A 7,950-nucleotide genomic window follows, 5' to 3' on the forward strand; every position below is an offset into this window, starting at 1 on the left:
CAGGGGAAGTAGGGGAAAACTAATAACTCTTAACTTCTAACTCCTAACTCAGCACTTTTCCAAAGCACTTTTCCAAAGTACAAATTGACCTATCCAACCTGATAGTTGTAAGGAAGAATAATGGCAGATTGGCAAAAAATCACAGGTGGCATCACAGCACCAAGGGGGTATCAAGCGGCGGGAATTACCGCAGGGTTGAAACCTTCGGGGTTGCCAGATTTAGCTTTGATATTCTCAGAGGTGGAAGCGATCGCAGCTGGTGTATTCACCACCAGCCAAGTTAAAGCTGCCTGCGTAGAATATTGTCGCCAACGCTTGCAAGCTAAACAAAGCGCTCGTGCCATCCTCTGCAACGCTGGACAAGCAAATGCTGCTACAGGGACTCAAGGCTACCTTGATACTTTAGAATCTGCTATGGCAGTAGGTCAAGCACTAAACATCCCATCTGAATCTGTGTTAGTGGCTTCCACTGGCGTGATTGGTCAAAGAATTAAGATGGATGCTTTGCGAAGCGGGATTCCCAAGGTAGTAGCAGCAAGATCAGAAACAGGCTCAGATGCAGCAGCAGAGGCGATTATTACTACAGACTTGGTAACAAAATCTATTGCCCTAGAGACAACTATAAGCGATGCCTCCTCCGGGCTGCGCCAACGCCCGGTACGAATTGGTGGCATTGCCAAAGGTTCCGGTATGATTCACCCCAATATGGCAACCATGCTGGCATTTATTACTTGTGATGCTGTGGTTTCGCCAGCTCTTTGGCAGCAGATGTTAGCAAGGGCAGCTGATAGAAGCTTTAATTGCATTACTGTGGATGGCGATACCAGCACCAACGACAGCTTAATCGCCTTGGCAAACGGTCAATCTCGTACCCCAGCAATTACAGAATTGGGCGCAGAAGCAGAGAAATTAGAGGCGATGTTAACAGCAGTTTGTCAGCATTTAGCCAAAGCGATCGCTCGTGATGGTGAAGGCGCAACCTGTCTAATTGAAGTGGAAGTAACAGGGGCCCATGATGAACTCTCAGCCCGACAAATAGCCAAAACCATCGCTGGTTCATCCTTAGTTAAATCTGCAATCTTTGGACGCGATCCAAATTGGGGACGCATCGCCGCCGCCGCCGGACGTGCAGGTGTGCCCTTTGAGCAAGAAAACCTGCAAATTAAGCTAGGGAATTTCTTAATGTTGGAAAATGGGCAACCTCTGCAATTTGACCGTGCAGCTGCGAGTGCTTATTTGAAAAAAGCAGCGGCGGGTGCTTATCTCCAACAGGATACTGTATTAATCTCCGTTAACGTTGGCTATGGTCATGGTTCAGCTAAAGCTTGGGGTTGTGATTTGAGTTATGACTACGTGAGGATTAACGCCGAATATACTACTTAAAATCTCGTTTACAGGTGTAATACCAATTCTCTAAAATAAGGCAACAGATGTAAGCAGGGATTGCTTTGCTGCATCTAAATTTATCAATTGCGAATTCGTGTAAGATTTCAGGTACTGCAAGCCAATAATTTACCATGCATAAGAGGCTAAGGTAAAACGGTTTCTCATGCTGTAGCTGGACGGGGGAAAATGGCTAAGAAGCATATAAGATATCTCCTAAAAGGATGTAGAGACGTAGCACTGCTACGTCTCTACAAGGGTTCTAGAAAACGCATATTTAATTTCACTCCTATGTCTATAGAACTTAGAAAGAAGAGGTACTTCAAGCTCAGTTCACAAATCGCTCAGTTGGATAATGCACAATTGCGTTCTCTGTTTGACAATACTGAGTCAAATGAGTCGAGTACGGGTTGGGGGATGAATCACTCCATCATTTTTGGGGAAGCCAAGGTCTTTGTGAAACGTGTTCCGGTTACAAATATCGAATTTGACAACCTATTCTCCACCAGAAACCTCTATAATCTGCCGACTTACTGTAATTACGGCTTCGGTTCTACTGGTTTTGGGGTCTTTCGGGAACTCGTGACCCATATTAAGACAACTAACTGGGTATTGTCGGGGGCAATTGCCACTTTCCCACTAATGTACCATTATCGGATTATTCCGTTCTCTGGGCGGCGTGCGGATGTGGACATGGAGCGTCTAAAAGGTTATGTGGAGTACTGGGGCAATAGTGCCAACGCTGGGAATTATATGTTAGATAGAGCAAACGCCAACTATGAATTGGTTCTGTTTCTAGAGTACATACCGCATGTTCTGGAAATATGGCTGCTCTTAAATCCCAACAAACTTCAGAAACCCCTGAACGACTTACGCACGACGATTACCTTTTTGAGGAGGAAGGGAATCATCCACTTTGACGCACATTTTCGCAACATCCTCACCGACGGCAAGCAGACATATTTGACTGATTTTGGTTTGGTACTTGATAAGAGTTTTACATTGACGAAAGATGAAGAGTCTTTTTTTAAGCAGAACACATTTTATGACTACGGAGAAGTCCTGCGGAATCTTGGTCATCTTATTCAATCGTCGTATGATTTATGTTCAAAGAACGATAAACGCAGGATTATGGAAAAATATGGCATAAAAGAAGGCTTAAAACCTTATGAACTACGGTCTATCTTACTCGACAACATTGAGCAGATACATACTGATGGAGTCATGAAGTTAGATGAGTTCTATGTTGCCAGCATCGTCAAATACCGCAGCATTATTGCACTGATGCAAGACTTCTTTTCTGATATGTGGGGAAATAACAACAAGGACACGAAACTTCCTCACGCAGAACTACAGCTGCTGCTTAAAGAGACGGGGTTTATTACTGGTGCTGGAATCCACGGCAGATAGTTGCCATGACTGGATAAAAAATATCATCATGTCAACATAATAGTTATTATAAATAAAAACTTATATATGAAAAATGCCTACTAAAAATAAGTTACAAAATAATTAAAAGCAGGAAATCATAAAGTAAACATAATAGTCTTCATAAATAAAAGTTTATATATTAGAAAATATTCATATAGTTAAGGAAAATAGATAAATTTTTCTTTATACATGCAATCTGATATTTGTTTAATAAATCCAGATCCCAAGTGAACCAATTCAGACTCAAAAGCTGTAAACTGTTTTCAACAAGGTGAATGATACCTCTGTATCACACTAGAGCAGAGTCAATAAATTAGCCGAGTTTATATATAGGTAGCCGTGTCATTGATGAAATGACGGCGGTTGCTTTGCCAAATATAGCTTAATCGTTAGTAGCGCAATAAACATAATGTTTTTTGCCTAAATTATCATAGCTATAAAAATAAAATTTACGTTCAAAGGAGATATTATGACAGAATTTTTTAATCAAATTTCACGTCGCAAATTTGTATTCACAACTGGGGTATCTGCGGCTGCTATATTCCTCAAAGGCTGTTTGGGCAATCCCCCTGAAAACCTAACTGGTGGAAGCACTCAAGCACAACCAACTGCTCAATCGGTTGCTAATATTAGTCCCGAACAAACACCAGAAACTACTACAGTCAAGTTGGGATATATTCCCATTGTAGAAGCGGCTCCTTTGATTATTGCTAAAGAAAAAGGCTTTTTTACAAAGTATGGCATGACTAATGTTGACCTTTCTAAACAAGCTTCTTGGGGTGCAGCCAGAGACAATGTAGAAATTGGTTCTGCTGGTGGTGGTATAGATGGCGGTCAATGGCAGATGCCAATGCCACATTTAATTACAGAAGGTTTAATTACCAAGGGCAATCAAAAAATTCCCATGTATGTATTATGTCAATTGATTACACATGGAAATGGAATTGCGATCGCAAACAAGCACCAAGGCAAAGGTATTAGTTTACAACTCGCCAGCGCTAAGTCTTTGTTTAAGGAATTAAAATCTTCAACACCCTTCACAGCTGCATTCACCTTTCCCCACGTCAACCAAGATTTATGGATTCGCTACTGGTTAGCAGCAGGTGGGTTAGACCCAGATGCAGATGTCAAATTGCTCACAGTACCTGCGGCGCAAACTGTAGCCAACATGAAAACAGGAACAATGGATGCCTTTAGTACAGGCGACCCCTGGCCTTATCGCCTAGTGCAAGAAAAAATCGGCTACGTAGCAGCATTAACCGCAGAAATTTGGAAGAATCATCCTGAAGAATACCTCGCTATCAGAGGCGATTGGGTTGATAAAAATCCCAAGGCTACCAAAGCAATTTTAAAAGGAATTATGGAAGCCCAACAATGGCTAGATAATTTTGATAACCGCAAAGAAGCGGCTAAAATTCTCGCTGGACGAAATTATTTCAATCTTTCTTCGCCTGAGATTCTTGCAGATCCATACCAAGGCAAATATGACATGGGTGATGGTCGCAAAATTGATGATAAATCAATGGCTGCTTACTACTGGAAAGATGAAAAAGGTAATGTTTCTTATCCATACAAGAGTCATGATTTATGGTTCATCACTGAAAATGTTCGTTGGGGATTTTTACCAAAAGATTACCTAGACAATAACGCTGCTAAGGCTAAAGAACTTATCAACAAAGTCAATCGGGAAGATATTTGGAAAGAAGCTGCCAAAGAAGCTGGCATTGCTACTGCTGATATTCCCACAAATACATCTCGTGGTATAGAAGAGTTTTTTGATGGCATAAAATTTGACCCCGAAAAACCAGAAGAATATTTGAAGAGTTTGAAAATAAAAAAGGTGAGTGTTTAGAGACGCGATTAATCGCTTGTAGAGACGCGATTCATCGCGTCTAGAGATATCGATTATTTACAAAAGACAAATAACAAATAAAATTTGAGGACAACATAGCATCATGACAATAGCCCAAAAACGCCCTGCAAGCCCTAGATTGAATAATAGCTTTATATCCAGCCTGAAAAAGCAATTTCCTGACCTGATACCACCAACGATCGCGATCGCAATCTTCCTGATTATCTGGCAACTCTTCGCTTGGACTCCGGGAGCCACATTACCAGGGCCAATACAAGTTATCCAAGACACTTGGGTTCTGATTTTCTGGCCCTTTTATGACCGAGGTGGCATTGATAAAGGTCTATTTTGGCAGATTTTAGCAAGTCTACAACGAGTCGCTATTAGTTATACACTTGCAGCAATTGTGGGTATTGGCTTGGGCATTTTAATTGGTGTTAATAAAACCATGTCCAAGGCTTTAGATCCTCTTTTTCAATTACTGCGGACAGTACCACCTCTAGCTTGGGTGCCCATTTCTTTAGCAGCTTTACGACAAAACGAACCCGCAGCATTATTCGTAATTTTCATCACCGCCATTTGGCCCATCTTAATTAATACTGCTGTCGGCGTTACCCAAATTCCCCAAGATTACAACAACGTCGCCAAAGTTCTGCAACTTAGCCGCAAAGAATATTTTATTAATATTTTGATTCCTGCGGCTTTACCCTACATCTTTACCGGCTTGAGAATTGCGATCGGTTTAGCTTGGTTAGCAATTATCGCCGCCGAAATCGTCATGTCCGGTATTGTCGGAATCGGCTTTTTCATCTGGGATGCTTATCAAAATAACAACGTCAGCGAAGTAATTTTGGCTCTAGTTTATATCGGTGTCGTTGGTTTACTCCTAGATAAAGCAATGGTTTGGCTGCAAAACAAAATTTTACCAGCAGAACAAAAATAGTTATGAGTTAAAAGTGAGGAGTTATGAATTGAAAAAGTTCTAACTCTCAACTCTTAACTATCAACTTCCAACTCTTAACTTCCAACTCCTAACTCTTCACTCCTAACTCCTCACTCCTCACTCTCAACTTCCAATTCCTCATTCCTGACTTTTAACTCCTATGTTTGTAGCTGTCGATCAAATTGAAAAAGTTTTTGAATTAACTGGTGGTGGCAAATATATCGCCCTCAAAGGAATCGACCTCCAAATTAAAAAAGGAGAATTCGTTTCTTTGATTGGTCACTCCGGTTGCGGTAAATCCACTCTATTAAATATGATTGCGGGTTTGGATTTGCCTACTGAAGGTCTTGTCACCTTAGAAGGACAAAGAATCCGCAAACCAGGCCCAGACAGGATGGTGGTTTTTCAAAATTATTCCCTATTACCTTGGCGGACAGTTAGAGAAAACATTGCCCTCGCCGTGGACTCAGTAATGAAGGGCGTACCCGCAGCTGAACGCCAAGCCATTATCGAAAAACATATAAATATGGTGGGTTTGCGTCCCCATGCTGACAAACAACCGGGAATGTTATCAGGTGGACAAAAGCAGCGAGTTGCGATCGCCCGCGCTTTAGCGATTCGCCCTAAATTACTCTTGCTAGATGAACCCTTTGGTGCATTAGACGCACTCACACGCGGCAATTTGCAAGAACAACTGATGCAAATTTGCGAAGAAAATCAAGTTACCGCCGTGATGGTTACCCATGATGTCGATGAAGCAGTGCTGTTATCTGACAGAATCGTGATGTTAACCAACGGCCCGGAATCTAAAATCGGGGACATTTTAGAAGTGGATATTCCCAGACCCCGCAAGCGGATGGAAGTAGTAGAACATCCCAGCTACTACAGCTTGCGGAGTGAGATGATTTACTTCCTCAATCAGCAAAAACGAATTAAGAAAATTCGGGCGCGGAAAACTGCGGACATTGCCCGTCATGGATTAGAAAAAGTTAACCTAGAAATTGGCTTTTTACCTCTGACAGCTTGCGCCCCCTTAGCAGTTGCTAAAGAAAAAGGCTTCTTTGTCAAGCATGGTTTAGATGAAGTTAACTTAGTGCGGGAAAGCAACTGGCGGGGTATCGTCGATGGCATAACTGGTGGTTATTTAGATGCGGCTCAAATGCCTTCAGGAATGCCGATGTGGCTTTCTTTGGGAGGACATAATAACCAACCCCTCCCCGTTGTCACCGCCCTCACGATGACTCGCAACGGTAACGCCATCACCTTAGCAAAACGCTTTTATGACCAAGGCGTGCAAACCTTATCAGACTTCAGAAATCACCTGATTCTCACCCGCGAAGAACGGCACACAATGGGGGTAGTACATCCCGCATCTATGCACAATTTGTTACTGCGTTACTGGCTAGCGGCTGGAGGAATTGACCCCGATAGCGATGTGGATATGAAGACCATTCCCCCAGCGCAGATGGTAGCTGACTTAAAAGCCGCAAGCATTGATGGTTACTGCGTCGGCGAACCTTGGAACTACCGCGCTGCTGTGGAAAATGTCGGCTTTACCATCGCTACCGACTTAGAAGTTTGGCTGGGACACCCCGGTAAAGTTCTTGGTGTGCGGGAAGATTGGGCAGAAAATTATCCAAATACGCATATCGCCTTGACTAAAGCTTTGCTAGAAGCTTGTCAGTATTGTGCAAATCCCGAAAATACCCAAGAAATTCGCCAAATTTTAGCAGGGCGAGATTACGTCAGCACTGATTTAGAATACATTCAACTCGAAGATCCAGATAGTCTCACCTGTGACTTAGACCATCCGTTGCGGGACTATGCCCATCACCAGTTTTACTCTGAGTCTGCGATTAACCGCCCCAGTCGCACTGAACAAATTTGGATTATGAGTCAATTAGCGCGTTGGGGTGACACTCCCTTCCCTAGAAATTGGGTAGAAGTTGTTGAACGGGTGTGTCAAGTTCGTGTTTTCAGCACCGCCGCACGAGAATTAGGTTTGGATATTAGCTATATTCGCCAACCGATCCAACTGTTCGATGGTACTCCCTTTAACGCCGACGATCCGATCGCTTATCTCAACAGCTTGAAAATTAAACGTGATTTTTCAGTCGCGGAAGTTATTCTTGATGCACCTAGAAGAAGACTCGCTTCATAAAAAAATCGTGAGAGAAAGAGGGAGTGGAAGAAGTAGCACCCCATACGCGAACTTCTGAACTCTGTTAAAGAGCCTTTGAACTCCATTAAAGAGCCTTTGAACTCCATTAATGAGCCTTTGATACTCATTAATGAGTCTTTGAACTCCATTAATGAGCCTTTGAACTCCATTAATGAGCCT

General features: G+C 42.6%; 5 protein-coding genes. All 5 read left to right on the plus strand.

Translation table 11 applies throughout. The annotated features are described in order from the left end of the window. The first annotated feature begins 120 nt into the window (after window positions 1–120). The gene (argJ, locus tag ACFFAP_RS32640) at window positions 121–1,383 is read left to right on the plus strand and encodes a bifunctional ornithine acetyltransferase/N-acetylglutamate synthase (RefSeq protein WP_375515105.1); all 1,263 of its coding nucleotides are present in this window, start codon (window positions 121–123) and stop codon (window positions 1,381–1,383) included. A gap of 348 nt (window positions 1,384–1,731) precedes the next feature. After that, window positions 1,732–2,793 carry a hypothetical protein gene (locus ACFFAP_RS32645; RefSeq protein WP_375515106.1) on the plus strand — a complete coding sequence of 354 codons (1,062 nt, stop codon included), beginning with the start codon at window positions 1,732–1,734 and terminating at the stop codon, window positions 2,791–2,793. A gap of 490 nt (window positions 2,794–3,283) precedes the next feature. Beyond that, window positions 3,284–4,666 carry a CmpA/NrtA family ABC transporter substrate-binding protein gene (locus tag ACFFAP_RS32650; protein ID WP_375515107.1) on the plus strand — a complete coding sequence of 461 codons (1,383 nt, stop codon included), beginning with the start codon at window positions 3,284–3,286 and terminating at the stop codon, window positions 4,664–4,666. Between the two features lie 103 nt (window positions 4,667–4,769). Further along, window positions 4,770–5,609 (plus strand): nitrate ABC transporter permease, encoded by an 840-nt coding sequence (ntrB, locus tag ACFFAP_RS32655; RefSeq protein ID WP_375478166.1) that lies wholly within the window; start codon window positions 4,770–4,772, stop codon window positions 5,607–5,609. 160 nt (window positions 5,610–5,769) lie between these two features. After that, window positions 5,770–7,770 (plus strand): nitrate ABC transporter ATP-binding protein, encoded by a 2,001-nt coding sequence (locus tag ACFFAP_RS32660; RefSeq protein ID WP_375515108.1) that lies wholly within the window; start codon window positions 5,770–5,772, stop codon window positions 7,768–7,770. Window positions 7,771–7,950: the final 180 nt, after the last annotated feature.

Source organism: uncultured Nostoc sp., assembly GCF_964245575.1.
In the GTDB taxonomy this organism is placed as follows: Bacteria; Cyanobacteriota; Cyanobacteriia; order Cyanobacteriales; family Nostocaceae; genus Nostoc.